The sequence below is a fragment of the Arthrobacter sp. UYNi723 genome (genome assembly GCF_054057635.1).
The window spans coordinates 25,388-52,071 of record NZ_JBSRZM010000020.1 but is presented as its reverse complement, the minus strand read 5'-3'; the positions used below and the strand labels follow the sequence as shown (position 1 = coordinate 52,071).

Annotated in this window: 18 protein-coding genes, 3 tRNA genes and 1 pseudogene; 14 read left to right on the top strand and 8 right to left on the bottom strand. The window is 66.8% G+C overall.

What is annotated here, in order from left to right:
• Positions 1–74 precede the first annotated feature (74 nt).
• The 4 genes from ACVWY0_RS15435 to ACVWY0_RS15420 all read right to left on the bottom strand — a co-directional run bounded on the left by ACVWY0_RS15435 (position 75) and on the right by ACVWY0_RS15420 (position 5,423).
• Positions 75–2,972 carry an FtsX-like permease family protein gene (locus ACVWY0_RS15435; protein WP_485837456.1) on the bottom strand — a complete coding sequence of 966 codons (2,898 nt, stop codon included), beginning with the start codon at positions 2,970–2,972 and terminating at the stop codon, positions 75–77.
• A 1-nt stretch (position 2,973) separates the two neighbouring features.
• Positions 2,974–3,711 carry an ABC transporter ATP-binding protein gene (locus tag ACVWY0_RS15430; protein WP_485837455.1) on the bottom strand — a complete coding sequence of 246 codons (738 nt, stop codon included), beginning with the start codon at positions 3,709–3,711 and terminating at the stop codon, positions 2,974–2,976.
• Positions 3,708–4,319, bottom strand: coding sequence for a PadR family transcriptional regulator (locus tag ACVWY0_RS15425; RefSeq protein WP_485837454.1), 612 nt, complete (start codon positions 4,317–4,319; stop codon positions 3,708–3,710). The genes ACVWY0_RS15430 and ACVWY0_RS15425 overlap by 4 nt, the downstream gene beginning before the upstream one ends.
• Positions 4,320–4,439: 120 nt before the next feature.
• Entirely contained in the window at positions 4,440–5,423 is a 984-nt protein-coding gene (locus tag ACVWY0_RS15420) for an NAD(P)H-quinone oxidoreductase (RefSeq protein WP_485837453.1), read from the bottom strand.
• Positions 5,424–5,532: 109 nt separating this feature from the next.
• Between ACVWY0_RS15420 and ACVWY0_RS15415 the strand changes: the two genes are divergently transcribed.
• Positions 5,533–5,620, top strand: a tRNA-Ser gene (locus tag ACVWY0_RS15415).
• A 149-nt stretch (positions 5,621–5,769) separates the two neighbouring features.
• On the top strand, positions 5,770–6,210 hold the full coding sequence (locus ACVWY0_RS15410) for a VOC family protein (RefSeq protein ID WP_485837452.1): 441 nt from the start codon (positions 5,770–5,772) through the stop codon (positions 6,208–6,210).
• Here ACVWY0_RS15410 and ACVWY0_RS15405 read toward each other — a convergent pair.
• Both ACVWY0_RS15405 and ACVWY0_RS15400 read right to left on the bottom strand, forming a co-directional pair.
• A pseudogene (locus tag ACVWY0_RS15405) lies at positions 6,210–6,515 on the bottom strand (LLM class flavin-dependent oxidoreductase); the annotation flags it as partial. The gene ACVWY0_RS15410 and the pseudogene ACVWY0_RS15405 overlap by 1 nt on opposite strands.
• 510 nt (positions 6,516–7,025) lie before the next feature.
• Complete coding sequence (locus ACVWY0_RS15400) at positions 7,026–9,050, bottom strand: FAD/NAD(P)-binding protein (RefSeq protein ID WP_485837451.1); 2,025 nt, start codon at positions 9,048–9,050, stop codon at positions 7,026–7,028.
• Between the two features lie 75 nt (positions 9,051–9,125).
• Between ACVWY0_RS15400 and ACVWY0_RS15395 the strand changes: the two genes are divergently transcribed.
• From ACVWY0_RS15395 to ACVWY0_RS15380, 4 genes are all read left to right on the top strand, one after another.
• Positions 9,126–11,366 (top strand): prolyl oligopeptidase family serine peptidase, encoded by a 2,241-nt coding sequence (locus tag ACVWY0_RS15395; RefSeq protein ID WP_485837450.1) that lies wholly within the window; start codon positions 9,126–9,128, stop codon positions 11,364–11,366.
• The gene (locus ACVWY0_RS15390) at positions 11,363–11,878 is read left to right on the top strand and encodes a GNAT family N-acetyltransferase (protein ID WP_485837449.1); all 516 of its coding nucleotides are present in this window, start codon (positions 11,363–11,365) and stop codon (positions 11,876–11,878) included. The genes ACVWY0_RS15395 and ACVWY0_RS15390 overlap by 4 nt, the downstream gene beginning before the upstream one ends.
• Positions 11,879–12,029: 151 nt before the next feature.
• A tRNA-Ser gene (locus ACVWY0_RS15385) sits at positions 12,030–12,117 on the top strand.
• 263 nt (positions 12,118–12,380) lie between these two features.
• A complete protein-coding gene (locus ACVWY0_RS15380; protein ID WP_485837448.1) occupies positions 12,381–13,910 on the top strand; it encodes an MFS transporter in 1,530 nt (509 codons plus the stop codon).
• Here ACVWY0_RS15380 and ACVWY0_RS15375 read toward each other — a convergent pair.
• The gene (locus tag ACVWY0_RS15375) at positions 13,834–16,014 is read right to left on the bottom strand and encodes a RecQ family ATP-dependent DNA helicase (protein ID WP_485837447.1); all 2,181 of its coding nucleotides are present in this window, start codon (positions 16,012–16,014) and stop codon (positions 13,834–13,836) included. The genes ACVWY0_RS15380 and ACVWY0_RS15375 overlap by 77 nt on opposite strands.
• A 95-nt stretch (positions 16,015–16,109) precedes the next feature.
• On the opposite strand from ACVWY0_RS15375, the gene ACVWY0_RS15370 reads away from it, so the two are divergent.
• The 4 genes from ACVWY0_RS15370 to ACVWY0_RS15355 all read left to right on the top strand — a co-directional run bounded on the left by ACVWY0_RS15370 (position 16,110) and on the right by ACVWY0_RS15355 (position 19,795).
• Positions 16,110–17,528 carry a phosphomannomutase/phosphoglucomutase gene (locus ACVWY0_RS15370; protein ID WP_485837446.1) on the top strand — a complete coding sequence of 473 codons (1,419 nt, stop codon included), beginning with the start codon at positions 16,110–16,112 and terminating at the stop codon, positions 17,526–17,528.
• On the top strand, positions 17,515–18,024 hold the full coding sequence (locus ACVWY0_RS15365) for a hypothetical protein (RefSeq protein ID WP_248762428.1): 510 nt from the start codon (positions 17,515–17,517) through the stop codon (positions 18,022–18,024). The genes ACVWY0_RS15370 and ACVWY0_RS15365 overlap by 14 nt, the downstream gene beginning before the upstream one ends.
• Positions 18,025–18,041: 17 nt before the next feature.
• Complete coding sequence (locus ACVWY0_RS15360; RefSeq protein ID WP_485837445.1) at positions 18,042–18,491, top strand: RrF2 family transcriptional regulator; 450 nt, start codon at positions 18,042–18,044, stop codon at positions 18,489–18,491.
• Between the two features lie 143 nt (positions 18,492–18,634).
• A complete protein-coding gene (locus ACVWY0_RS15355; protein WP_485837444.1) occupies positions 18,635–19,795 on the top strand; it encodes a globin domain-containing protein in 1,161 nt (386 codons plus the stop codon).
• 169 nt (positions 19,796–19,964) lie between these two features.
• On the opposite strand, the gene ACVWY0_RS15350 is transcribed toward ACVWY0_RS15355, so the two are convergent.
• Complete coding sequence (locus ACVWY0_RS15350) at positions 19,965–21,791, bottom strand: phosphoenolpyruvate carboxykinase (GTP) (protein ID WP_485837443.1); 1,827 nt, start codon at positions 21,789–21,791, stop codon at positions 19,965–19,967.
• 275 nt (positions 21,792–22,066) lie between these two features.
• On the opposite strand from ACVWY0_RS15350, the gene ACVWY0_RS15345 reads away from it, so the two are divergent.
• The 4 genes from ACVWY0_RS15345 to ACVWY0_RS15330 all read left to right on the top strand — a co-directional run bounded on the left by ACVWY0_RS15345 (position 22,067) and on the right by ACVWY0_RS15330 (position 26,625).
• Positions 22,067–22,140, top strand: a tRNA-Arg gene (locus tag ACVWY0_RS15345).
• A 126-nt stretch (positions 22,141–22,266) separates the two neighbouring features.
• Positions 22,267–23,760: a dihydrolipoyl dehydrogenase family protein gene (locus tag ACVWY0_RS15340; protein WP_485837442.1), complete on the top strand. Its 1,494-nt coding sequence runs from the start codon at positions 22,267–22,269 to the stop codon at positions 23,758–23,760.
• 124 nt (positions 23,761–23,884) lie between these two features.
• Positions 23,885–24,592 (top strand): ABC transporter ATP-binding protein, encoded by a 708-nt coding sequence (locus ACVWY0_RS15335; protein WP_485837441.1) that lies wholly within the window; start codon positions 23,885–23,887, stop codon positions 24,590–24,592.
• The gene (locus tag ACVWY0_RS15330) at positions 24,589–26,625 is read left to right on the top strand and encodes a YhgE/Pip family protein (RefSeq protein WP_485837440.1); all 2,037 of its coding nucleotides are present in this window, start codon (positions 24,589–24,591) and stop codon (positions 26,623–26,625) included. The genes ACVWY0_RS15335 and ACVWY0_RS15330 overlap by 4 nt, the downstream gene beginning before the upstream one ends.
• Positions 26,626–26,684: the final 59 nt, after the last annotated feature.

The window sequence follows — 26,684 nt, the reverse complement described above, 5'->3', positions numbered from 1 at the left end:
TGGGCCCAATCAAAAAGACCCAACTGTGTGACCTAATTCCGGTGCTCCCCCGCTCAGCTGCCTCGGCAGACCGCTCAGGTCCCCACCTCCCGGCGGGACACCGGAAGCCTGGCCCGGGTAAACAGCCAAGCCAGGGCCGCACCGGTGAGCGGCACCGCGATCAGCAGCGCCACGAGCTGGAGCCAAGGAACGACGGCGGTCCTCGCCATCCCGGTAGCCGTCACCAGCAGCACGGCGGGCACTATCCCGGCAACACTTCCCAATACGGTTCCGAGCCCCGCCGTCATCAGTGCCTGCGACCCTGCAAGCGCCTTCCGCAAGCGCGGGGCCGCACCAACGCCGGCAAGGGTCACGTGGTCTTTCCGCGAGTCCGCCATGGACAGTCCCGTGGTGATCCCGGCCGCGCTGAGTGTGATCAGCGCTCCCAGGCCCACGATGGACCAGAGGATCAGCGAGGCGTCCCGCTGCGCACCGCGCTCCACATACGGGGTCCCGTAGCGGTCCTTATAAATGCCAGCGAGCGCGACGGACATTTTATCCATCTGGACGGCGTCAGGATAGGCGCTGAATTGGACCAGCAGGGCGCTGTCATCCACGCGCATTCCGGCCGTTGCGGCAGCACCCGGGGACACTACGCCGTAGTACGGCACATTGACCTCCGGTGCCAGCACGGCCGCGGCCACTTCCGTCCGCCCCGTCCCCTGGTACCCCTGGAAGGCACCCGTAGCGGGATCGCCGGGCGCGGGCTTGCGCACGTCCTGTGCCACCAAAGCCACGTGCCCGTCGCGGACAAACACGGCGTTGGTCACCACCATTCCACCGGCCGCGAGCACGTCCCGTGCTTCCGCCGTCGGCGCCGTTCCGAACAGCCTTTCCACGTCCTCCGCCGTTCCGACAACCATCGAGTCGCCGCGTCCCTGCGTCTCGTACGGACGCATCGCTCCCTGGCAGCGCCAATCCTCCGGATCCAGGACACGTTGGCCGGCGGTCACAGGGCATGCGTTACCTTCCGGCGTGGCCAGCGAATATTGCAGGCAGCTCGACGTCGGCGTCTGTGCCGGCGATGCGTCAGCCAGTCCCGGCCGCATTTCGCAGTTCCGGATGGCGGCTGTGTGCAGCACCCCGGTCCATTCGACGGTGTCCACTGCTCCATTCAGGGCGGACACCACCGCTGCGGGGTCAACCCGCACCGGGTCCGGCATGGTTCCGTCAGCCAGTGGGGTTTGCCACACGGACAACGGCAGGACCGCCTGGTTCTGCAACGCGGACCAGTAGTGGTTTTGCTGCTCGTTCGCCTGCTGGCTGGCGGCCAGCACCATGCCGGCACTGGCCAGGGTGGCAGCAGCAAGGACGGCGGCAACCGCCGGAACCGTCCGGCTGCGGTTCCGCGAGGAGTCCCGGGCGGCCATTCGCGCGGCAAGCGGAAGCCGCCCGGCGCGCTTGGCAAGGAGAGCCACTACCTTGCCGGTCAGCAGGACCAGGGATGTCACGCCAAGTACCGCGCCTCCCAGCAGGAACCAGGCAATGACCGGCGTCCTTGAGCTGAACACGTCGGGGTCTTCGCTGCTGACGGCAAGCCACGTGCCGGCCGCGAGTGCAGCGGCGGCCACGCCCAGCAGGACAGCGCCCACCACGGTGGACGCCTTGCCGGCCGGCGCCGGTGCCCGCCCCGATTTGAGCGCGCCCAGAACGGCTTGGCGCGCCACCTGCCGCGCCGGGGCCAAGGCGGCCAGCAGACACGCAACGTAGCCCATGACCATCACCAGGACCGTCAGCAGCGCGTCCGGATGGAAGCCCGGGAAACGGACTGACCCGTTCAGGCGCGCCACACTGACCACCATGGCGGCCGCGGCCAGCCCCACCGCAGCGCCGGCCGCTATGCCAATGCCGCCGAGCCACAGGCCGGCCGCCATGACCACCGAGCGGATGGTGGGGCTTTCGGCCCCCGTCGCGGCGAGCAAGGCCAGCTCCCGGACCTGCCCCTTGGCGCCCACGGCAAACGCGGCTCCCGCCAGCAGCCCCACCTCCAGGAGTGCCAACGCGCCCAGCAGCGCCCCGGCCGCGTAGGCGGCGAACGGCAACGACGCGCTGGACGAGGTTCCTGCGCCTTCCGGCCCCTGCTCGTCTTGAGGCGGCGGATTCAGCACCACGGACCTGGACAGCACCGTGACCCCCACGGCGTTGGCCGCCAGAACCTGGCTCCAGGTCACCGGCTCGGAACCCACCAGGTAATACATGGTGGCCTTGATGGCCGACGCGGTTGGCACCGGAGCAGTGGAGGCTGGCGGCGCCGGGGCGCCAACGCTGCCCTGACCGGGCTTGAGGTAAACGATGGAGTTGCTGTCCGAATAGCCCGCATCGCGGAGCGTTCCGACCGCGACAAACGTCCCGGCCGACGTCGCCAGTTCCTCCCCCAGTCCCAGCCCGAACCGGTCCAGCAGCCCCGGCGACACGAGCATCTCGGGATCAGTCCCGGGGGCCCTGCCGTCCAGCAGGGTGTATTTTCCGGCAAATGCCGGGGCCATGGCGTCCACTGCCCGGCCCACCACACGCACGTCCGCCGCACCCGACTCGGCGGTGAGGTCGAGGGTGGATTCCGTGAGCACGTCGTAGCCGGCCGGAATCGCGTCCTGCGGATCAGTCGGCGTGAAGTCAGGGTTGCTGTCCCAGTCGTTCGTGGTTATCTGCAGCTCTTCGACCGGGTGCTGGACCATGACGCCGTTGGTTATGGGCATGGGCCGGAACCGCGCCTGGGTGGTGCCGAGCTCATACTGCACGCGCTCGGCGGCGGTCTCCTGGGTGCTCTGGACCAGGGTGACTGCCCCCGTCATTGCGGCCACGGGGAGCATGATCAGCAGGATGATCAGGAGGGAACGCCCTTTGTGGCGGCGGATATCGCGCCGCGCCATCCGCACGGCGACGCGGAAAGCCTGCCGGCGCCCGCCGGGCGCCGGTGCGAGGGTGAGTGCCACGTCAGTGGCCGCCCTGCGTGAGGAGCATGGCGGGATCGTGCATGGCCGCTGCCTGGTCCACGATCCGGCCATCCCGGAGGAACACCACCCGGTCAGCCCACGCGGCGTGCCGGGCCTCATGGGTCACCAGCATGACGGCCGCACCGGCATCGGCACGTCCGCGAAGCACCTCCATGACGCCATGGCCGGTGGTGGAATCCAAGGCTCCCGTAGGTTCGTCGGCCAGGATCAGCCGGCGGTCGCCCACGATGGCCCGCGCGATGGCCACCCGCTGCTGCTGTCCGCCGGACATCTGGTCCATAAAGCGGTCCGCGAGTTCCGGGATGCCCACCTGCCGCAGCGCATCGAGGGCCTGGCGTTGCGCCTTCCTGCTGGCCGTCCCGTCCAGCTCCAGCGGCAGCGCCACATTCTCGGCAGCCGTCAGGGTGGGGACAAGGTTGAAGTCCTGGAAGACGTAGCCGACGGCGCGGCGGCGCAACCGGGCGAGTTCGTTAAGTCCCAGCCCGCCCAGTGGGGTTGATTCCACAAAGACACCGCCCGACGTCGGCCGGTCAAGTCCCCCGGCCAGGGCCAGGAGGGAGGATTTCCCGGAACCTGACGGACCCATCACTGCGACGAACTCTCCGGCTCCGATACTGAGGTCTACTTCGCGCAACGCGGCGACCGCCGTCGCGCCTTCACCAAACGTCCTGCTGACCTTGGCGAGTTCCAGGACCTGCTGCGGCCCCTGGACGCTCATCGGCGGATGTCCGCGATGAGCGGGGCAGCCTCTTCCACAGTGACCCCGTTGGACGATTTGCGTGGTGTTGCCTGGCCCGCGGTCTGCGCCTGCTGCAGCATCCGCGCCTCGCAAAGGTCCAGCCAGCGGACCTCCGCTTCCGTCTGGAAGATCAGCGAGTCCAGCACCAGCAGCCAGGCGGTATCCGCCGCCCGCTGGTTGGCGGCCGTATCGCGGCGGGCCTTGGTGTAATCCTGCAGCGCCCGGATGGACGCCACCCGCTGGGCCTGGATGATGGTCTGCACATCCACGCCGGGCAGCGTGACCGCGAGCGCCAGTTTGATGGCCAGCTCGTTCCGCGGCGGGTTGTTCCGCTCCACGGGGGCGGCAAACCAGTTCTGCACTTCCGCCGCGCCGGCGGCGGTGATGCTGTAGACCACGTGGCCTTCGCCGTCGCTGCCGTCATTGCTGACCAGGCCGTCGCGTTCCAGCCTGTCCAGCGTGGTGTACACCTGCCCGATGTTCAGGGGCCAGGTGGACCCGGTGCGGTTTTCGAACTCAACCCTGAGCTGGTAGCCGTAACGCGGCTGGTCCTGCAGCAGGGCGAGGAGGCTGTGGCGGATGGACATGATGCTCCTAGCGGTGGCGTCAGCGTCGGTATGCACGGACCCCCAAGACCCGTGCATACCGCGTATAGAGTGAGGCTAACCCAGTCCGCGGCGCAAAGCAATACTCAGTATCTACCCGGCCTACATGACCAGAAGGATCTTGCCCACATGGTCGCCGCTGTCGAAGTACCGGTGGGCGGCCGCGGCCTGGTCCAGCGGGAAGGTCTTGGCCACCAGCGGGCGGATCCGGCCGTCCGTGATGAGGGGCCACACGGATTCGCGCACGGCGTTCATAATGGCGCCCTTTTCCGCCACCGGGCGTGGCCTCAGTGCCGTGGCAACCACTGCCGCGCGCTTCCGCAGGAGCTGGCCAAGATCCAGCTCCCCTTTGGCCCCGCCCTGCAGGCCGATGACAACGAGCCGGCCGTAGTCCGCGAGCGCATCAACGTTCTGCGCCAGGTACTTGGCACCCACGACGTCGAGGATCACGTCGGCACCCTTGCCGCCGTTCTGCCGCCGGAGGCTTTCCGGAAAGTCCTCTTCGTTGTAGTTGATGGCGATGTCTGCGCCCAGGAAAGCCTTCGCGGTCCCCACCTTTTCGGCCGTTCCCGCGGTGGTGGCCACCCTCGCGCCGAATGCCTTGGCCATCTGGATGGCCATGGTGCCGATCCCGCCGGTGGCGCCGTGGATCAGGACGGTCTCTCCCGCCTGCAGCTGCGCCGTCATGATCAGGTTTGAGTAGACCGTGGCCGCGACTTCCGGCAGTGACGCCGCAGTGACCACATCAACGCCGTCGGGAATCCTCAGGACCTGCTCCGCCGGCACCGCAACCTGCTCCGCGTAGCCCCCGCCGGCCAGCAGCGCCACCACTTTGTCACCCACGGAGAACGCTTTAGTCACGCCCGGACCGAAGCCGGCGATCCGCCCGGAGACTTCCAGCCCGGGAATCTCGGACGCGCCGGGCGGCGGCGGGTAGAAGCCCCTGCGCTGCTGCACGTCTGCCCGGTTCAGGCCGGCGGCGACGACGTCGATCAACACCTCGCCGTACCCGGGCACTGGGGCGTCCACGTCGCGGACTTCCAGAACCTCCGGACCACCGGATTCTGCAATGTAGACGGCTTTCATGGAGAACTCCCGTTTTCTAGCTGATTCGTGCCCCAGAACCAGTGTGCACCGGACGCACGGCAGACTCTGTTTTGTTGCAGCCAACTGCCTATGAAACACTACTCGTTAGGGAAGGTTGTCCGAGCGGCCGAAGGAGCTAGTCTTGAAAACTAGTGTGCGGTAACCCCGTACCAAGAGTTCGAATCTCTTACCTTCCGCGAATGAAACCCCGGTACGCCACATGATGGCGGACCGGGGCTTCTTCGTTTAACCGGCCTAGGGTCCGCCGGAGCGGAACCATTGAAACTGTCGGAGCCCGGACATAGGGTCGTTCCTGTTGCCACCCATCGACAGAAAGAGCCCCACCATGCCTTCACCCGAGATCACCCCCGGCGCACCCTGCTGGATCGACCTCATGACGTCAGACATCGACAAGGCACGCCAGTTCTATGGCGAACTCTTCGGCTGGGAGTACGAGACCGGAGACGAGGAGAAGTACGGCGGTTACACCACCGCACGGAAGAACGGCAAGACCGTGGCCGGACTCATGCAGAAGGACGAGGACCAGGCAGGCATGCCTGACGTCTGGTCCACGTACCTGCGCTCGGACGACGCCGAGGCCACCGCGTCCGCCGTCGCGGCCAACGGCGGCCAGGTCTACATGCCGCCCATGGATGTTCCGGAACAGGGCAACATGGCCATCTTCGGCGACGCCGCCGGCGCGGCAATCGGCGTGTGGCAGCCGCGCGAGATGAAGGGATATGAGCTCGTAGCCGAGCCCGTCGTCCGTCTTTTCAGGTCGGCTTAAAAGTCCTGGGCAGCCGACAGCGTCTGGTGCGCCGTGAAGACGGCCTCCGCGTACCGCGCCGCGAAGTCCTTGCCGTTCTCCGAGGAGCCGGCCTGGACAATCACCGGGTGCCCCTGGACGGATCTGGGTACGTCCAGGCCGCCCTCCACCTGGAAATGACGGCCCTGGTGGTTCACCGGATGCACGCGCGAACTGTCCGCCCACACGCCGGCGCCCTTGTCCGCCACCACGGCGTCATCTTCCCAGCTGTCCCAGAGCTTCTTGGCCACATCCAGGAATTCCGCTGCCCGCTCGTACCGCTGCGCCGCCACAACCCGTCAGCACCAGCGAGAGCGCCATGGCTGCGGCGACGGCGGCCGTAGTGCCTGCTGCCTTTCCTGTAGCCCTGCCTGCAGCGGGGGCGGTTCGTGCGGATGGCTTTCGGAATTTCATGCCTGAATCTTTCTGCACTGGAGGTGGGAACCGGTGATGCGGATCCGGGCCGGCTGGCTTGTGGCAACCACTAGAACAGAGAAGAAGGAGAGGCAAAAGGGCTGCATTCACATGAGGAAACCGCAGGTCACGGCGGTCCACAGGGCGTAGCACGGAGCAACGCCGACGCAGGAGGCAACGCCGCGTCATCCACCACAACAGGGCGCAACAATGCGCCCGGGTCCAAGGCTGCGGGAAGTCATCAACCGCAATGCCAGGACCCGACCGCTCAACATTCCCCGGGTTTTTGTCCAGCTAATCGGCATTTCCGAACGCTCAGGGGCCGTTATCTGGACAAAAACTCAGGGGACGTGAGGACGAATATTTCGTTGCGGCGGGGATCCTCAGTGTCCGAGGATCGCCTGCGCGATTTCGTCGGCATCGCGGAGTGTCCTTTGCCCGCTGGCGTACGTGGGGCCGCCCGGCTGGAGCGCTTCCGCGGCGATGGCCGTCCCCCACTGGGTGGCCGAGAGCTGGAGGCCCAGCACATAGAGACCGTCGGTGACCGAGCCGTTGGCCGCCACCGGCCGGTACGGGTGCGGCGCAACATCCAGCCCGCTGGCCTGCACCGGCGCACCTTCCGCCGTCATCATCAGCCGGGGCCGCACCATCCCGTCAGCGAGGAGCTGTTCCAGCAGCGGTGAAGCGTTCGCCGACACTCGGTTCGCCGGCGCGAGGGCCTCCACCATGGTCTTCGCCGCCACCGGCGGGCCTTTCACCCACGGAGAGACGGCGGTAAAGCGGCCTGTCCGCCGGTCCACGCTGAACCGGGGATCGGGCCCTACAAAACTGACCACGCCGGCGCGCGCCAGGGCAGCCAGCTGTTCAGCGCGCAGCGCGGGCGGCCCGCTGGCCAGGCCCTCCACAAACGACTCAAACCAGCCACGAAGGCCGGCGACCCAGGACTCATCGGTGATGCCGCCGTCGGCCACTGCCGTTTTCAGCACCGCGCGCCCATGGTGCAGCGCGCCGATGGCCATCTTCACCGGATCCTGCTCGCCCAGTGCTGAGCGGCGGGCGTCATCCAGCAAGTACTCGACGACGGCGGCATCCAGCTCAGCACGCGACGCGAAGGACCTGCCCGCCAGGGGAGACGCGAGGCCCGGCAGATCCAGCCGGTGCCTCGGCCCGACGTGCACGGCAAGGACGCTCTCCACCGCCACCTCCCAATTGGCTGCACTGTGGGCATGCGGCCGCAGCGACTCCTCCAGCGCGGCCAGGAAGGCGGATGCGTCGGGGACGGCCGCCGGCTGCGAGCGCACCAGGGCGGAGTAGTAGGCCCAGAGGGTGTCGCGGTGCAGCAAGGGCCAGAGATCGTGGTCGAAACCCGGGCGGATGCCGGTGGCCGCGAACCGCTCCAGCGCGGCCTCGGTCAGGTACCGCAGGGTGACCGACCCCGGGTAGTAGCCGGCCAGCGCGGCCTTGGCCCGGTACGGGGTGCCGCGGCGGGAGGCGGCAATGATGAGCGGCTCCTGGCCGGACGGCTGATACTCAAGCCGGGGTCCGGCGTCGATGAATTTTCCGCCGCGGCCCTCCGTGAGCTGGCCCATCGCGTCGAAGAAGTTCAGCCCCATGCCCCGGACCAGGACCGGTTCGCCGGCCGGAATCGCAGCCCAGTCGACGTCCGCCGGGACCGCCGGCGGGAAGTAGCTCAGGCCCAGCTGAGCGGCCGATGCCTGGAGTTCCCGCTGCTCAGGGTTCAGCCGGGACGCAAGGTGCCCCAGGGCCAGGACCACGGAATCGACCGTGAGCGAACCGCCGCCGGCGAGTCCGACGTCGAACGTTCCGGTACTTGGGGTTGTCCCGCCTGGGGTGCCGTCCCCTTGAGAGCCGTCCCACGGGGCGCCGTCCCCTGGCGTCCCCGGTGTTCCGTCGCGCGACGGGCGCACCGACACGGCGGTGGTTTCGTGGAAACTGACGGTGACGCCGTCGGGCAGTTTTGCCGTCAGCTCGTCCAGCGTGCAGCGCAGGTAGCGGCCGTACAGCGCCCGGCTGGGGAAGTCCCGCGATCCCAAGGCAGCCAGTTCGGACCGCTCGTCCAGCGTCAGGGCCGGCATCGGCTCACGCTGCTGCCGGGCACGCCAGCGGTCGAACGTGGTGCCCGCGACGGGCGGCGCCAGCCGGGTGTCCTCAGGGATGACCGTGGGATAGAAAGACTGGGTGTTCATGAGGTACAGCCGGGACTGGCGGGGCTGCCACACGTGCCCCGGACCCGCCGGATAAGGGTCGATGACGTCAATATGGAGGGATGAGGGGCCGGAGTGGGCAGCAGCGTGGGCGGCGGCGTGTGCGAGCAGGCGCTCCAGCACACTGGTTCCCCGCGGGCCGGCGCCGATGATGGCTGTCCGGATGCTCTTCGATTTACCCACGGCATCCAGAGTATCGGCATGCGCCGCAGGCACTTGACTTGCTTGCGGCGCGAAAATGTTGTTTGGATGGGGCGCATGACCACCACTGCAGCTGATCAAGCGCCCGGTTCATCGCCCGCCCCCGAACCCACTGACGAGAACGTCTGGCTGGAGGAGATCTACGGCGAGGCACCGCTTGCCTGGGTCCGGGAGCAGAACGCCCGCACCGAGGACCTTTTGGAGGACGCCGATTACGTAGGCCTGGAAGGAAGCATCCTGGAGGTGTTGGACTCCACGGACCGGATCGCCATGGTGGGCAAGCGCGGCGAGTGGTACTACAACTTCTGGAAGGACCAGGCGAACCCGAAGGGGCTGTGGCGCCGCACCAGCTGGCAAAGCTACCTGACGGACTCCCCCGCCTGGGACGTGCTGCTGGATGTGGATGCCCTCGCCGCCGCCGAAGGTGAGGAGTGGGTCTTCCACGGTGCCACGTTCCTTCGTCCCGCCGCCGGCGATCCATACCGCCTGGCGCTGCTGGCGCTCTCCCCCGACGGCGGCGACGCCAACCGCTACCGCGAGTTCGACGTCGGGACCCGCACCTTTGTTGACCCGGCCGCCGGCGGCTTTGACCTGCCGACGGCGAAGGGGAACGTCTCGTGGCTGGACGCGGACACGCTGCTGGTTGCCTCCACGGCCGGGGATTTGCCGCGGACCGCCTCCTCCTACGCCCGGACGGCCGTCACCCTGCGACGCGGCGAGGCCCTAACCGCGGCTGCTCGGCTATTTGACGTGCCGGAGGACCACATGATGGCCGTGGTGGCGCACGATTCCACTCCCGGTTTTGAGCGCACGTTCGCCGTGGACTACATCGACTTCTACAACCGCAGCACGTTCATCCGCTGGGACGACGCGTGGCTCGAGATCGATGCGCCGACAGATGTTAACCTCAGTGCGCACCGCGAGTGGCTCCTGTTCCGGCCGCAGCAGGACTGGTCAGTTGAGGGCACTACATACCCCGCCGGGTCCTTGTTGGCCGCGAAGTTCGAGAACTACCTTGCGGGGGCGCGGGATCTCTTTGTGCTGTTTACGCCGGATGCGCACACTTCGTTGCAGTCGTGGAGCTGGACGCGGAATTTCCTGCTTCTGAACCTGCTGCGGGACGTCTCGTCCGAGATCCGGGTGCTGGATCCCTCTGTTCCCGGCGTTGCGGCCGACGGGGGTGCCTGGGCTTCGTCGCTGCTGGATGCATGCCCGCCGCTGCACGACGTCAACGCCTACGCGGTGGACGACGAAGATGAAGGACCGGCCGACGGCGGTGCGGGCGACGACTTCTGGCTGGTCGCCACCGGATTCACCACCCCCAGTACCCTGATGCGCGGAAGCATCACGCGGGATTCTGCCGGGACCGCTGACTCCGGCGGGGGCGTTGCCGGGACGGCTGGCGTGGTGAGCAGCCATGCGGCAGTCAAGGCGTCGCCGTCGTTCTTTAATGACGACAAGTACGAGGTGCAGCAGCACTTCGCCGTATCCGCGGACGGCACCCGGGTCCCCTACTTCCAGGTGGCCTCGCGGGATCTGGTCCTGGACGGGCAGAACCCCACGCAACTCTCCGGCTACGGCGGCTTTGAAGTCTCCCGGACCCCTGCGTACAGCGGAACTGTCGGCAGGGCTTGGCTGGAGCGCAGGACCGCCACCTCCGGCGCGCCCGGCGAGGCAGCGCACTCCCGCGGCGGTGTCTATGTGGTGGCCAACATCCGCGGCGGCGGCGAATACGGGCCGTCCTGGCACCGGGCCGCGCTGAAGGAAAACCGCCACCGCGCCTTCGAGGACTTTGCCGCCGTGGCGCAGCACCTCGTCTCCCGTGGCGTCACGTCCCGGGAGCGGCTGGGCTGCGTGGGCGGGTCCAACGGCGGGCTGCTGGTGGGCAACATGCTCACGCGCTACCCGGAGCTATTCGGGGCCGTCTCGTGCGGCGTTCCGCTGCTGGACATGAGGCGCTACACGAAGCTCTCCGCCGGGCACTCCTGGATCGCAGAATACGGCGACCCGGACGTGGCGGCGGAGTGGGAGTACATCAAGACCTTCTCGCCGTACCACCTGCTCAAGGACGGTGTGGAGTATCCCGAAACGTTCATCTGGACGGCCACGTCGGATGACAGGGTGGGACCAGTCCAGGCCCGCAAGATGGCCGCCCGGATGCAGGCGATGGGCATCCCGAATGTCTGGTTCCACGAGGCGCTCGAAGGCGGCCACGCCGGAGCTTCGGACAACCGGAAGGCCGCCGCGCTGCAGGCCCGCAGCCAGCACTTCCTGTGGCGGACGCTGGCAGGCGGATGAGCGTAGCGGCTGCTGTGGACGTCCGGCGGGCCACAGCGGCCGACGCCGTCACACTGGCCGAAGTCCACACCCAGTGCTGGCAGCAGACCTACCGTGATTTGATGTCCGACGCCTTCCTGGCCGCCCTGAAACCGGCACACCGGCTGGGGATGTGGCGTCAGTTGCTGCTTGCCCCAATGCCGGCCGCGTGGGTGGCGTGCGCGGACGGCTCAGTGGTGGGGTTCTCCGCAACCCGCGCATTGCCGCAAGGGGACCCTGACAAGGAATTGCCCGCTTCAGGGCGTCTGGAGCTGTGGGGGCTCTATCTGCTTCAGTCACATCAGGGCCTGGGGCTTGGACGTCGCCTGATTGCGGCTGCACTCGGTGCAGAACCCGCCAGTCTCTGGGTGGCCGCGGGCAATACCAAGGCAATCGGATTCTACGAACGGCTGGGATTCGCTCCTGACGGGGCCGAGGACAGTGTGGCCGGGTGGGAAGACGTTCGCGAAATCAGGATGATCCGCTCCGGTTGATCCGCTCATGGTTTGGGTATTCTGCGCAGGTATTTTCGCCGGGCGAACGGCGCCCCGGAGGTTGTGTGCTGGGGCTGAGACAGGCGTTCGGTGGCCGTTTTGCACTGCGTGCCCCGTTCTGCGTATCCTTGGTGGGCTAGTAATAGCCATTGGAGACGTGCCAGAGCGGCCGAATGGGCTTCACTGCTAATGAAGTGTGGGGCACAACTCCACCGGGGGTTCAAATCCCCCCGTCTCCGCGTTTGGCCCCGGTCCTGGACCGGGGCCTTTTGCGTTCCCAGGGGAAGTGCTTTTTATGCCACCAAACCCAAACTAGGTAGCAGTAACTGTCGTTATGAGCGCTCATAACGACAGTTACTGCTACCTACATGGGTGGGAGCCCGGGTGTGGTGCGGGCATGGTGCGCGTGCGGGAGCTGGGGGGTGTGTGGGCTGGACGGGCTGGCGGTCCGGCGTGCGGACGCACGAGGCTCCACCCGTGCAGGCGGTGGCAGGATGGTGGAATGGCAGTAAGCAATTCCCCGGGCGCGGAAACCAGCACAAGCCAGGCGTGGAATCCACGCCTGGCGCTACTGGTGGCTGCCACATTATTTATGGAGTTCCTGGACGGCACCATCCTCACCACCGCGATCCCCAACATCGCCAGCGACTTTGGCGTTCCCGCCGCCGACGTAAACATCACCATGACGGCCTACCTCATGACCGTAGCAATGGGAATCCCGCTCAGCGGCTGGCTTGCAGAACGCGTGGGGGCCCGCAAAGTATTCTGCTTCGCAATTGCGCTGTTCACGCTCGCTTCATTGGCCTGCGCCGTCAGCCCTGACCTGACTGTGCTGACGCTGAGCCGGATCCTGCAGGGCGCGGGCGGGGCCATGATGGTCCCTGTCGGCACCCTCCTGGTATTGCGCGGCACACCCAAATCGGGGCTCCTGCGCGCCACGGCCTTCCTGGTGTGGCCCGCGTTGCTGGCGCCCGTACTGGCGCCGCTGGTGGGCGGCGCCTTGACCACCTACCTGTCGTGGCACTGGATCTTCCTCATCAATCTCCCGCTGGGCGCGGCCGCGTTCATCGCCGCACTCAGGCTGGTTCCAGCCGGCGCAGGAGACAGCGCACGCCGGCTGGACTGGCTGGGCCTGCTCCTGACCACCACCGGCGTGGGTGCCCTGGTGGTTGGCCTGGAACTGGCCACCGCACACCCCGACGGTCCATGGGCTGCTTTGAGCGCCGCTGCAGGGGTGTGCGCCCTCGCGGCCGCAGTCTTGTGGATGAGGCGGGCCAAAAACCCGCTGTTTGACCTCTCAGTTTTTTCCACCCGGACATTCCGGGCCATGGCCACCGGCGGGTTCGTCTACCGCCTGACCATCAGTTCGGTGCCGTTCCTCCTGCCCCTAATGTTCCAGACCGGTTTCGGCTGGTCACCGCTGCACGCCGGAATCATGGTGGCGGCCGTGTTCATCGGCAACATCGGCATCAAACCGGCCACCACCCCGCTGATCCGGCGCTTCGGTTTCCGGGCCATGCTGGTCTTCGGCTCCCTGGCCTCAGCTGTGACCTTCGCCCTGTGCGCCCTGCTCACGCCGGACACGCCGCAGGCACTGATCTTCGCCCTGCTGGTGTGCAGCGGGGCTTTTCGCTCCATCGGTTTCTCCGCCTACGCGTCGGTGCAGTACGCGGACATTGCACCCGCGCAGCTGACATCGGCCAATTCCGTGTCAGCGACCCTGGTGCAGCTCGCCGCAGGCGCCGGCATCGCCATCGGCGCTCTGCTGATCCGGATTTTCGACGGCGTGGCGGCCTTCCCCGCGGATCACGCGGGCCCCTTCCGCGGAGCCTTCCTCACCATGGCCGTCCTGATGCTCTTCAGTACGGCAGACAGCCTGTCACTCCACCGGCAGGCCGGCGCAGAGGTCAGCCGGCCTGGCGGTCCGGTAGTCAATCAATCCGGCGATCGAAAAGTCAGCCGGCCTGGGCAAGCACGAGCGGAAGGACAGCCCCCGCCCCCGCCTGGCGCAGGGCGCGTCCAGCCACGGTAACGGTCCACCGGCTGTCCACGAGGTCGTCGATCAGCATCACGCCCTGGCCACGAAATGTTGCCATGGCGGCCTCCAACTCCGGGCCCACCATGACGCGGTCCCAAACGCCCGCCAGCCGGTACGCGCTGTTGCCGCCGCGGCTTCCAGTGGGTCCGCCGTGTCCCAGGGCCAGCTCGCCAAGGTAGGGGATCCTGCCGATTTCCGAAATTCCCTGGGCAAGGGAACGGACCAGTTCGGGCTTGCTGCGGGAGGGCATGCTGACGATCGCGGCCGGCCGGCCTGCCCCGCTCCAGCCCGGGTTCCTGCCGTCACCGGTAGCCCATTCCCGCAGGACCTGGACACAGGCCTGCAGCATGGCAGGATCCACCGGACGGTCTGCGGCCCCGGCCGCGAAGAGTTCCCGCAGCGCCCCGCCCCAGCCGAGATCAGTAAGCCTTGCCAGCACGCGGCCGTCCGCCAGTCCGTCGTCGGGCTTGATTTTGCCCTTGACCGGAACGCCCAGGCGGTCCATGCCGCTGGGCCACTGCAGCCGTGCTTCCAGGACACCGCCGGCGCGGGTGAGAGTCTGGCCCGCCGCGGCCGTTGCATCCGCGGCGATGTCCGCCCGGAACCAGCGGCCGGCGCAGTTATCGCACCGCCCGCAGGGGTGCGCTGTCTCGTCGTCGAGGACCGAGGTGATGTACTCCATCCGGCAACCCGCGGTGTCCTGGTAAATCACCATGGAGTCCTGCTCGTCCACCCTGGCCTCGGCGATCCGGCGGTAGCGCTCGGCGTCGTAGATCCAGGGCTGGCCGGTGGAACGCCATCCGCCGCCCACACGTTCCACGGCGCCATCCACGGCCAGGACCTTAAGCAGCAGCTCCAGCGGGGTGCGGCGGAGGTCAACCCGGGCCTCCAACGCAACCGTTGACACGGCAGTGCCGGCCTCAGCCAATGCCGTCAGCACCGCTGTGGCTTTCTCCTCGGATGGCATGGAAGCGGTGGCGAAGTACTGCCAGATATCCCGGTCTTCAGAACCCGGCAGCAACAGCACATCCGCGTTCGCCGCACCGCGGCCCGCACGGCCCACTTGTTGGTAGTACGCCACCGGGGAGGACGGCGCCCCGAGGTGGACCACGAAGCCAAGATCCGGCTTGTCGAAGCCCATGCCGAGCGCCGATGTGGCCACCAGTGCCTTGACCTGGTTGTCCTTGAGCATCTGCTCTGCGCGCTCCCGGTCCGCGGGATCGGTCCTGCCGGTGTAGGCCTGCACTGTGTGCCCGGCTTCGGCGAGAAGGCGGGCGGTGTCCTCCGCGGCGGAGACTGTCAGCGTGTAGATGATGCCGCTGCCGGGCAGATCGGCAAGGTGCGTCAGGAGCCAACCAAGCCGTTCGCGGGAATTCGGGAGGGCCAGAACACCCAGCCGCAGGGAATCCCGGCCAAGGGTTCCGCGGATGGTGAGGACGCCCGCGCCCAGCTGTTCCTCGATATCGTGGACCACGCGCGAGTTGGCCGTGGCAGTGGTGGCCAGGACAGGCACGGACTCCGGCAGCTGCGTGATCAGGTCAGCGATCCGGCGGTAGTCCGGCCGGAAGTCGTGGCCCCAGTCCGAAATACAGTGTGCCTCGTCAATAACCAGCAGGCCTGTCCGCCGGATGAGCTCCGGCAGCTGGTTCTCACGGAAGGACGGGTTGGTGAGCCGTTCCGGCGAAACCAGCAGCACGTCGACTTCATCGGCGGCGAGCTGTTCCCTGACGGTGTCCCAGTCCAGCTGGTTCGCCGAGTTGATGGCCACGGCACGCACTCCGGCGCGGGCGGCGGCAGCCACCTGGTCCCGCATCAGGGCGAGCAGCGGCGAAACGATCAGGGTGGGGCCGGCGCCGCGGCGCCGGAGCAGCAGGGACGCCACAAAGTACACGGCCGATTTTCCCCAACCGGTGCGCTGGACCACCAAAGCCCGCCGGCCGCCGTCGACCAGTGCTTCAATCGCCTCAAACTGTCCGTCGTGGAAATCCGCCGCCGGATGCCCCACGAGTTCGCGGAGAACCTCCAGTGCCTGGCTTTTTGTGTCGGACGGTGAGTCAGGGGAAACGGAAAGAAGGGCGGCGTTCTGGGTATCGACCATTGATTCAGTATCCCAGCCCCCACCGACACCCATAAAGCCGGGACCGCCGTATGTGGACAACCGTAACGTCCGCGGCTCCACGTAAGATAAAACCCGTGACTAGCGAACAGACAAAGACTTTTGACCTCTCGGCATCCTTCAAGGCCTACGACGTCCGGGGCATCGTGGGCGAATCCATCACCGCTGAAATCGTCGAAGCCGTGGGTGCCGCGTTCGTTGACGTCCTGGAACTGGAAGGCCAGACGGTCCTGGTAGGCGGCGACATGCGCCCCTCCTCCCCCGAGTTCAGCAAGGCTTTCGCCGACGGCGCAGCCACGCGCGGCGCCAACGTCAAGCTCCTTGACCTGATCTCCACCGATGAGCTCTACTTCGCCTGCGGCTCCCTCAACGCTGCCGGCGCCACGTTCACCGCCAGCCACAACCCTGCCGAATACAACGGCATCAAAATGTCGAAGGCCGGCGCGCAGCCCATCTCCTCCGAATCTGGCCTCAAAGAGATCCAGGCCCTGGCCGAGAAGTACCTCAACGAAGGCTCCATCCCGGCAGCCCCCAAGCGCGGCCTGATCGGCGTCCACGACGTCCTGAAGGACTACTCCGAGTACCTCCGCCAGCTGGTGGACCTCTCCGGTTCCCGGCCGCTCAAGGTGGTTGTGGACGCAGGCAACGGCATGGCCGGCCTCACCACCCCGGCGGTGCTGGGCGACGCCCTGCTGCCCAAGCTCCCGTTCGAGATCATTCCCCTCTACTTCGAGCTGGACGGTTCCTTCCCGAACCACCCGGCCAACCCCCTCGAGCCGGAGAACCTCCGCGACCTGCAGGCCGCCGTCGTTCAGCACGGCGCCGATATCGGCGTGGCATTCGACGGCGACGCCGACCGCTGCTTCGTCATCGACGAAAAGGGCGAGCCCGTGTCGCCGTCGGCCATCACCGGTATGGTGGCACGCCGCGAGATCGCCCGCGCCCAGGCGCAGGGTGAGGCAACGCCCACCGTCATCCACAATCTGCTCACCTCCCGTGCTGTGCCGGAACTGGTAGAGCACGACGGCGGCCGCGCCGTCCGCACGCGCGTGGGCCACTCCTTCATCAAGGCAGTCATGGCTGAGGAAGGTGCTGTATTCGGCGGCGAGCACTCCGCCCACTTCTACTTCCGCGACTTCTGGAATGCAGACACCGGGATGCTGGCGGCGATGCACGTGCTTGCAGCCCTCGGCGAGCAGGACGGTCCGCTGTCCGAGCTCGGCCGCGAGTACGAGCCCTATGTCTCTTCCGGTGAGATCAACTCGGAAATCGAGGACAAGGCCGGAGCCGTTGAGCGCGTCCGCACCGACTTTGCCGCCGAGGACATCACCGTGGACACCATGGACGGCAGCACGTTCACGGCAAATGACGGCAGCTTCTGGTTCAACCTGCGCCCGTCCAACACGGAGCCCTTCCTCCGCCTGAACGTGGAAGCAACGAACCGGGCCCTGATGGAAAGCATCCGCGACCGCGTGCTGTCCAATGTCCGGCGCTAAGCCGGAAGTGGCCCACGAAGCCACGGACGGCCCGGCTGCGGTGGCTTCGTGGCGGGATTCCGTTCCGGAGGCCTCGGCCACGGACCTGGAAAACCTGCTGGGCACAGGCGTCGGCGCAGCCCAGGAACAGCTCGAGCGAAACGGCGGCTTCCTGCCGTTCGCACTGGTGGTGGAGAACGACGGCGAGGTCCGGCTGGTGGCTGTCACGCCGGCTGATGCCCAGGACGGCTCTGACGGTGACTTCGACGCGGACACGATGATCAGCGACCTCACGGAACTGCTCCGGCAGAACCGTGCTGATTTCCGGGCGGCCGCAATTGTCTGCGACATCCTCTTGGTCGAGGAAGAAACAGATGCCATCCATGTAGCTGCTGAACACCGCGACGGATCCGTTTTCGCCGCGGTCCTCCCCTACGCCGCCAACACCGGGACGCACGAATGGGAGTTTGGCCAGCTCGCCGCTGACACCAGCGAACCCACCGTCTGGGTGGACTAGACCGCACCCCGGTTGCCATGAAAATCAATTCCTTTGCAGACGTCAGCCTTCGGGCGCTGATGATTCTGGCCGCAGCGCCCGGGGCCACCCTCCTGACCACGCAGAACATCGCCGATGCCGTGGGCACGCCGTACAACCACGTCAGCAAGGCGATGGCCAGGCTGCGCAGCCTGGGCCTGATCGAGGTAGAGCGCGGCAGGTCGGGCGGATCCCGGCTCAGCTCCGTTGGCCGCCGGGCAACGGTGGGCCAGGTCCTGCGGGACCTGGACACCCGGACGGACGCCGCCGATTGCGTCGCGCCGGGCGGCGAATGCCCGCTGATCCATGAATGCAGGCTCCGCGCCGCGCTGGCCCGCGCCCGTGAGGCGTTTTACCGGGAACTTGATGGAGTGGTTGTGGCCGAACTTCCCGGCTCGCGGCAGATGGCACCCGTCTTCCAGCTGATCGGCCTGCGCCCCGGCCTGTAGCCCGGCGGCCGCGCCCGCATTCCTCCACGGATTTGATCTAAACTTCTACGGGGTGTAGAAGTTGAGGTACGAATATACGCATTTCAAATGTAAGTATTCACACTGACCGGACGAAAGCCCGGTCCCCTATCGCAGGAGTACACATGCTCTCGGACAAATCCCGCCCCGTCATTGAGGCCACGCTGGCCCTCGTCGGTTCGCGGATCGGCGCCATCACTCCCAAGTTCTATGCACGGCTGTTCGCGGCCCACCCGGAACTGTTGGATGGCCTGTTCAGCCGCTCCAACCAGCGCTCGGGCGACCAGCAGCAGGCGCTGGCCGGAAGCATCGCCGCTTTCGCCACGCACCTGGTCAACAACCCGGGCACCCTCCCCGAACAGGTCCTGTCCCGGATCGCCCACCGGCACGCGTCGCTCGGCATCACTGAGCCCCAGTACCAGGTGGTTTACGAGTACCTCTTCGCGGCCATCGCGGAGGACCTGGCCGAGGTCATCACCCCGGAGATCGCCGAGGCCTGGACCGAGGTGTACTGGCTGATGGCCGACGCCCTGATCAAGCTCGAAAAGGGCCTCTACGCAGCACAGGCCAACGGCAAGATGTGGACCCCGTGGAAGGTCGCCGCCAAGATCCCTGCAGGCATCGGCTCCATGACCTTCACCCTCGAACCGGCTGACGATACCCCCGTCACGCCTGCCCTCGCCGGGCAGTACGTCAGCGTCAAGGTCCAACTGCCGGACGGCCTGCGCCAGGTCCGGCAGTACTCACTTTCGGGCGATGCAGGCACCAGCCGCAGCTTCACCACCAAGCTCGATGACGGCGGCGAGGTCTCCCCCGTGCTGCACAACGCCGTCGAGATTGGCGACATCCTGGAGATCTCCAACCCCTACGGCGAGATCACCCTCAAGGACGGCGACGGTCCGGTGGTCCTCGCGTCTGCCGGCATCGGCTGCACACCGACGGCGTCGATCCTGCGGTCCCTTGCCGAGTCAGGTTCCGAGCGGCAGGTGCTGGTGCTGCACGCGGAAAGCACCCTGGACAGCTGGGCGCTGCGCGGTCAGATGACGGACGACGTCGAACGCCTGGCGGGTGCCGACCTCCAGCTGTGGCTTGAAGAGCCCCGCGCCGGGGCCAACGAGGGGTTTATGTCCCTGCGCGAAGTGGACCTGCCGGCCAACGCGTCGCTGTACCTGTGCGGCCCGCTGCCGTTTATGAAGCACATCCGCAACGAGGCCATCAACGCCGGCATCCCGGCGACGCGCATCCATTACGAGGTCTTCGGCCCGGACATCTGGCTCGCTTCCTGACGGCGGATGCTTCCTAGCGACAGAATCGCGAAAGGACACTTAAGCCCCGGTGCTTAAGTGTCCTTTCGCGCATCCCGAGGGGCCAGAAGTGTCCGTTCGCGCCGAGCACGACGGCGGCCCCGCACCTTTCTTGCAAAGGTGCGGGGCCGCCGTCGTACTTTCTGGAACGTCAGCCCAGGCGGGACTTCAGGCCGGCAAGCTCGGACTGCAGCGCCTCGGGGAGGGAATCGCCGAAGTTGGCGTACCACTCCTCGATGGAGGCGAGCTCGGTGGCCCACTCGGCCGGGTCAACGCGGACAGCTTCCTCGACCTGGGCAGGCGTCATGTCCAGGCCCTTGAGGTCGATGGATTCGCCGGTGGGAACAAAGCCGATCGGCGTCTCGACGGCGCCTGCCTTGCCTTCCAGGCGCTCGATGGCCCACTTGAGGACACGGGCGTTGTCGCCGAAGCCAGGCCAGGCGAAGCCACCCTCGGCCGTGCGGCGGAACCAGTTGACCAGGAAGATCTTGGGCAGACGCTCCGGGTTGCCCTTGGCGGACAGGTTCACCCAGTGGTTGAGGTAGTCGCCGGCGTCGTAGCCCATGAACGGCAGCATGGCCATAGGATCGCGGCGAACCACGCCCACCGCCCCGGCTGCCGCGGCAGTGGTCTCGGAGGAGAGCGTGGAACCCATGAAGATGCCGTTTGACCAGCTGCGGGCCTCGGTTACCAGCGGGATGGTGGTCTTGCGGCGGCCGCCGAACAGGATCGCGGAAAGCTCCACACCGTCCGGGTTGTTGTACTCCTCAGCCAGCATGTCGATCTGGTCGATCGGCGTGCAGAAGCGCGAGTTCGGGTGGGCTGCGGGCTTGTCCGAGTCCGAGGTCCAGGAGTTACCCTGCCAATCGGTCAGGTGAGCGGGCACGTCCTCAGTCATGCCCTCCCACCACACGCCGCCGTCGTCGGTCAGTGCGACGTTGGTGAAGATGCTGTTGCCCTTGGCGATGGCGCGCATCGCGTTGGGGTTGGTGCCCCAGCCGGTGCCCGGAGCCACGCCGAAGAGGCCTGCCTCGGGGTTGACGGCGCGGAGCTCGCCTTCCTTGCCGAAACGCATCCAGGTGATGTCGTCACCGAGCGTCTCCACCTTCCAGCCTTCGATGGTGGGATCGAGCAGCGCGAGGTTGGTCTTGCCGCAGGCGGAGGGGAAGGCAGCCGAGACGTAGTATGTCTTCTGCTCGGGCGAGGTCAGCTTCAGGATGAGCATGTGCTCGGCCAGCCAGCCTTCGTCGCGGGCCATGACGGAGGCGATACGGAGGGCGTAGCACTTCTTGCCCAGAAGGGCGTTGCCGCCGTAGCCGGAGCCGAAGGACCAGATGGAGCGCTCCTCGGGGAAGTGCACGATCCACTTGTCCGTGTTGCACGGCCACGGCACGTCCGCCTGGCCTGCTTCGAGCGGCGCACCCAGGGAGTGCAGGGCCGGCACGAAGAATGCGTTGGTCTCGGTGATGCGGTTCAGCACGTCGGTGCCGATGCGGGCCATGATGCGCATCGAGGCAACAACGTAGGCGCTGTCGGTGATCTCCACGCCGAACTTGGGATCCTCAGCGTCGAGGTGTCCCATCACGAACGGGATGACGTACATGGTGCGGCCGCGCATGGAGCCGGCGAACAGTCCGCGCAGCTTCTGCTTCATCTCGTCCGGGGCCATCCAGTTATTGGTGAAGCCGGCGTCGTGCTCCTTCTCGGAGCAGATGAAGGTCTGCTCTTCCACCCGGGCTACGTCCGCGGGATCGGAGAACGCGGCGAAGGAGTTGGGGAAGATCTCCTGGTTCAGCCGGGTCAAGGTGCCTGCTGCCACGAGCTCGTCGGTCAGACGCGTGTTTTCCTGTTCGGACCCGTCAACCCAGTGGATCCGGTCGGGCTGCGTGAGCTCAGCAACCTCTTCGACCCATGCCAGCAGAGCGGCATGTGTGGTGGGTGCTTTCTCAAGCAGCGGCTGTTGCGCCAGATCGCCCATTGCGGTTCCCTTCCTCGGGTTCATCGGTGTGGACTAAATGCTATTGGCCCCCAAGGGCGTCATGGGAGGCCAGCGGTGCACGTTCGTGATCGTTGGAGCCGAAAACCGCGCAAATTCAAGGAAAACCGCGCACAAACGGCTGTATTTAAGTGACGAAGGTCACCTAGACCGGTCTAGTCGGCTAGATTACATGCCTCTCGATTTGGTACTCCGGGCCACCCTCGCGTAAAGTAATTCGAGGTTCGGGGAGCAAGAAACTCCGCGAAACACAAAATGCGCCCATAGCTCAGCTGGATAGAGCGTCTGTCTACGGAACAGAAGGCCGGGGGTTCGAATCCCTCTGGGCGCACAGAGAAGGGCCCGTATCGGTTCGCCGATACGGGCCCTTTGCCGTTAAGTTACGCAGTTCTGCAGTCACCCTGATTGACGACGACGGCGCTCCCCGCCTCCCGCGAGGCGGGCGTAGGCTGGACGAATGACGCCTGAAACGCTGCAACGTGAATTCGATGTCATTGTGATCGGCGCTGGTGCCGTGGGGGAAAACGTCGCCGACCGGGTGGTCCAGGGCGGCTTGACGGCCGTTCTCATTGAAGCCGAGCTGGTGGGTGGCGAATGCTCGTATTGGGCCTGCATCCCGTCCAAGGCCCTGCTCCGCCCAGGCACAGCCCTGCACGGTGCACAGTCAGTACCCGGCGCAGTGGAAGCCGTCACCCTGACACTGGATGCAGCGGCAGTCCTTAAGCGCCGGGACTATTTCACCGCAAACTGGCAGGACGACAGCCAGGTGAAGTGGCTGGACGATGCCGGGATTGAGCTGATCCGCGGCCACGGCTGGATCACCGCGCCGCGCACCGTTGAAGTAGCCGGGCTGGACGGCAACACTTACGAACTCAAGGCGCGTCACGCCGTCGTACTGGCCACCGGCTCCACACCCACCACCCCTCCCATCGACGGGCTGGCGGACGTCCAGGTCTGGGGCACACGCGAAGCCACCTCGGCCAAGGAGGTGCCGGAGCGCCTGGCTGTGATCGGCGGGGGCGTAGCGGGCACCGAGCTGGCGCAGGCATTCGCACGCCTGGGCTCGGACGTGACGCTGGTGGCCAGGAGCGGACTGCTGGGCACGTTCCCCGCAGAGGCTAGCAAACTTGTGGTCGCGGGGCTGCGCGCGGACGGCGTGGCGGTCCGCCTCCACACGTCCACCGAAAGTGTCCGTGAAAACGATGACGGCACGTTCACCCTGACGCTTCAGGACCAGTCGCCGGCCGGCCGAAGCACCGTAACCGCTGACAAAGTCCTCGTTTCGACCGGCCGGCATCCGGCCCTCGAGGGCCTCGGCCTGGAAAGCCTGGGCTTCGAGGCCCAGGACGGGCAGCCACTGACACTCACCACCGACTCCACCGGTCTAGTCCAGGACGCTCCTAGTGGTCCGAACCAAGGCGAGAACGGCGAGGATCCCTGGCTCTACGCTGTTGGCGACGCCGCCGGCAGCAACTTCTTCACACATCAGGGCAAGTACGAGGCCCGCGCCACCGGCGACGCCATCGCGGCCCGCGCCAAGGGCGAACTCAGCGGCACGCCGGCGGCCTGGAGCCGGTACGCGCAGACCGCCAACCAGCACGCCGTCCCGAATGTTGTGTTCACGGATCCCGAACTGGCTGCCGTGGGGCGCTCGGTGGAGCAGGCGAAGCAGGACGGCTACAACGCGTCGTCCGTGGAGCTGCCCATCGAGGTATCGGGATCGTCGCTTCATTCGGAACACTACGAAGGCTGGGCGCAACTGGTGGTGGACGAGGACCGGCGGGTCCTGCTCGGCGCCACTTTCGCGGGCCCGGACGTGGGCGAACTGCTGCACGCCGCCACCATCGCCGTGGTGGGCGAGGTCCCGCTGGAGCGCCTGTGGCACGCGGTGCCATCGTTTCCCACCGTCAGCGAGGTGTGGCTGCGGCTCCTGGAGAAGTACGGCTTGTAGTCGGGGCCCCACGTGTCCGTTCGCGCTGGCCTGCTTCACCGGCGCCTACACCACTCGCACTATTTGAACTGACCAGTCAGTTCAGTTAGGCTGGAGGCGGACATACACCGTCGAAAGGCCATCTTTGCTCTCCGTACAGCAACTCCATGTGAAGGGCCGGCGCGACGATTTGCTTCCGCCCACCTCTCTGCGGGTCGGCCGGGGTGAGCTCCTCCTCGTCACCGCCGAACGCCAGGACCAGCGGACAGCCCTTGCCCTGACCATCAGCGGGCGCATGAAACCCACTGGCGGCCGGATCTCGTGGGACGCCAACGAACGCACGAAATCCCTCCGCCTCGCGAGCGCCCTGGTGGACTCCCCCAACGTGAATGAGCCCGAGCAGCACCTCAGTGTCCGGGACCTTGTCACCGAGGACCTCGCCCTGATCCCCCGCCGCTACCGGGGCGCGCTGCTGAGCAAGCCCTGGCTCAAAGTCAACAGTTTCGAGGACATCGCGGACCTGTGGACGGAGCAGCTGGCGCCGGACCGGCGCATTGAACTGCTGACGGCCCTGGCCCTCGCCAACCCGCACACGGACCTTTTGGTGGTGGACTCCCCCGACAGGCACGGTGCCCACGCTGCGGACTGGCTCCCGCGGCTTGAGGAGCTGGCGTACGACGCCGGCCGGCCGCTCGCCGTCGTCGTCACCGTTACTGCCCTCCCGGCAGGGTGGACGGGACCGGCCACTGTGATCGGTAACGCCGTCCCTGGCGTCGACGAAGCGCCCGATGCGCCGACTCTCACAGACGAAGAAACCGAATCCCTCTTACTCGAAACCGAGGATGCCAAGTGACCGTGCTGCGGCTGGCCCGTTCCGAACTCAAGCGGATGACCGGCGGGTTGCTGCCGAAGCTGACCATCCTGGCCCTGATCATGGTGCCGCTCCTGTACGGGGCCGTGTACCTGTACGCCAACTGGAATCCCTACGGGAACCTGAACCAGATCGAGGCCGCCCTGGTGGTGGAAGACACCGGCGCCACGTCCAGCGACGGCACCGAGCTCCAGGCGGGCAAGAAGGTGGCGGACGGCCTGGTGGAGGGGAACGTCTTCAACTGGCAGGCGGTCCCCTCGGCGGCCGAGGCCGACGCAGGGGTCAGCAGCGGCAAGTACGCGTTTGCACTGAAAATCCCGGCAGAATTCTCCACAAACCTGGTCTCACCCGGCAGCTTCGATTCGGCCAGCCAGGCGATGCTGAACGTCACCACCAACGATGCCAACAACTACCTGCTGAGCACCATCGTGGACAAACTGACCACCGCGGTGCACACAACTGTGGCCAAGGAAGTGGGCGAAGAGACGGCGAACCAGCTGCTCACCGGTTTCGGCACTATCCACGCCCAGATGCTCAAGGCCGCTGACGGAGCCGGGCAGTTGGCGGACGGCGTGGCAACTCTCCGCGACGGGACCGTCACCCTGCATACGGGCACCAGCGAGCTCAGCGCAGGAGCCGGCGAGCTGTACAACGGGCAGCTGAAATTGCGGGACGGGGCCAATCAGCTGACCGACGGCGCCGGGCAGCTCAGCAGCGGGCTCTCCGTCCTGAAGGACAAGACCGCCATGCTACCCACCGACACGCAGACGCTGGCCAACGGCGCGGCCCAGGTGGCCGCTGGGAACGCGCAGCTGAACACCAAGGTCCAGGACGTCGTCACGCAGCTTGATGCCGCGGACCAAGGACTCCGGACGCGCGTGATCGAATCGAATGCCCGCCTGGTGGCGTCCGAAGTGATCACCCAGGTGCAGGCAGACAAAATCCTGGCCGACTTCGATACCGTGGCAGCCTCCAGTCCCGTGGCCGCAGCGAAAACCCGGATCCAGACCGACGCCACCCAGATCCAGCAGCTCGCGGACGGCTCCGAAGCCGTGAGCGTCGGCGCAGCCCAGCTGGCCACGGCCACCCCTGCGCTGAAGGACGCCATTGTTCAGGCTTCCGGTGGCGCTGACCAGCTCCACACCGGGGCGGCCACGCTGGCCACCGGCGAGCAGACTGCGCTCGACGGCGCCGGACGCCTCGCGGAAGGGGCGCAAACGCTCGACGCCGGTGCGGGGCAGCTGGAAGCCGGGGCCGGCACTGCCGCTGACGGCTCACGGACGCTGACCGACGAAATTTCCAAGGGAGCCGGGCAGGTGCCCAACCCGGACGATTCGCAGAAGAGCAGCCTCTCAGAGGTGATTGCTGATCCCGTTGCGGTCAGCAATGTCTCCCAGGCAAAGGCGGACTCCTACGGCGCGGGGCTGGCACCGTTCTTCCTGACGCTCGCCTTGTGGATCGGCATCTTCATGCTGGTCCAGGCGATGCGGCCCATCACCCAGCGGGCCCTGGCGTCGAACGCCCCGGCCTGGAAAATCGCCGTCGGCGGCTGGCTTCCGTTCCTGGCCGTTTCGGTGGTGCAGGCGAGCCTGCTGACCCTCGTGGTGAACCTGGCGTTGGGCCTCAACCCCGCGCATCCGGTGCTGATGTGGCTGTTTATGCTGGCCGCGGCCATGGCCTTCAGCGCCATCATCCAAGGCATCGTGGCGCTGCTGGGGTCACCCGGCAAGCTGGTGGTGCTGATCCTGCTGGTGCTACAGCTGGTGTCCTCGGGCGGCACGTTCCCCTGGCAGACCACCCCGCAGCCTCTCCATGTTGTCCACGAAATCCTGCCCATGGGCTACGTGGTCACGGGCATGCGGCACCTCATCTACGGCGCGGACCTGTCCGGGATCGTGCCCACTGTCCTGGGGCTGCTCGGCTACACGTTGCTGGGCGCGGCGATGTCCACGTTTGCTGTCCGGAAGCACAAGTACTGGACACTCAAAACGCTCAAACCGGAGATCGCGGTATGAGCCCGCCCGCGCCGGGATCTGGGGTGCCTGAGCCTGGCGTGCATGATCCTGGCGTGCCT